The 1466-nt window shown below is 71.6% G+C and carries 1 protein-coding gene; it reads right to left on the bottom strand.

Translation table 11 applies throughout. From position 1 onward, the window contains the following. Positions 1-76: 76 nt before the first annotated feature. Positions 77-1466, bottom strand: a 1390-nt coding sequence (locus ACSNOG_RS32710) for an RICIN domain-containing protein (protein ID WP_436756327.1), incomplete at its 5' end; no start/stop codon positions are given.

Here is a 1466-nt window from a genome sequence, read left to right as displayed (position 1 = left end):
TCCGATAACGGGCCGGCGACCGCCGGTGGGGGGAAGGGGAAGCAGCGGTCGCCGGCCCGTTATCGGAAGGCGGCCGTCAGGAAGCGGCGGCCTTGGACAGGGTCCAGTTCTGGTACCCCTGGTCGTTCTTCTGCTGGAGTTCGAGCAGGCGGCCGCCGTAGTACGAGCGGTTGCTGATGCCCAGTGCCAGCGAGGAGCCCTCGGGCTGCAGGACGTACGAGCCGCCGCCCGCGGCGTTCAGGCGCCACTTCTGCGCGGCGGTGTCGCGGCAGGGCTGCTGGGCCACGTACTGGCCGGCCACGGCCCGGCCGCCCGGTGCGAGGCACTTGCCGCTCTGGAGGGACTTCACGCGCAGGGTGCCGTTGCCGGCGTTCTCGAAGGACCACTGCTGGTTGGCGTAGCCGTGCCGCTGGTAGGCGATGGCGACGGTTCCGTCGGCCGAGGAGCCGCCCCACAGGTCGAGGGCCTCGCCGGTGAGGCCGTTGACCATCACGTACGACGTGCCCGGCCGGGTCGGGGAGCCGCCGTCGGTGGTGAGCGTGCGGAAGGACGCGGCGCGGCCCGGTGCGGAGGCCTTGCCGTCGGCGCCGCGCGCGGCGACGGCGACCTTGTAGGAGGTGCCCGGGGCGAGCCCCGTGAGGCGGACGACGGCGTCCTTGACGTCGGCCGTCTTCTTCCCGTTGACCAGCAGGTCGTAGCCGGTGGCCGAGGGGACCTTCGTCCAGCTGACGACGGCGGAGTTCGGGGTGATCTGGCTGACCTTGGCCTCGGGGCCGGCCGTCGGCGGCCGCGTCGGGTCGGGCGTGCGGGTCGGCGTGGGGCCGGGGTCGGGGTTCGTGGTGCCGCCGGCGGCCATCAGGAAGCGGTTGTTGGCGATGTTCCAGTGGGTGGCCAGGTAGCTGCCCGGCTTGGGGTTGGTGTGGAAGTAGTCGTCGTGACCGCAGTCCAGGCGGGCGTCGTTCGCGCGGTCGGGGCAGATGGTCTGCATCTTGGGGTAGTGCGGGGCGTCCGAGTAGCACATGATGTCCCACTCGTCGACGCAGTGCGCCGCCCTGCTGGTGTGCGGGGCGCTGTTGTTGACGGCGCCGAGGTTGTGGCCCAGTTCGTGGGCGGGGGTGCTGCCGCCCCAGCAGCCGGAGTCCGTACGGCCGTAGGAGGGGCCGAAGTTGCTGAGGTTGTCCGCGCCGGGCCGCTCGTCGCCGTTGAAGGTGCCGATGCCGCAGTAGACCTGGGCGTCGGCGAAGACCATGTACTTGCGGTCGCGGCGGTTGAAGCCCTTGGCGGCCAGGGCGTTGTTCATGGCCCCGAACTCCTGCAGGTCGCCCGCGGAGACCTCGACGTTCAGGACGGAGGCGGTGCAGTCGGCCTCGGTGACGTAGCGGACGTGCCGCTCGCCGCCGGTCTCCTTGGCGCTGGCGTTGTAGATGACGTCGGTCTCGGCCGCCCACTGCTTGAAGGAGGCGGCG

This window comes from Streptomyces sp. URMC 124 (assembly GCF_051386455.1).
Taxonomy (GTDB): Bacteria; Actinomycetota; Actinomycetes; order Streptomycetales; family Streptomycetaceae; genus Streptomyces.
The sequence above is the reverse complement of the archived record's forward strand: the minus strand, read 5'-3'. Positions and strand labels throughout refer to the sequence as shown.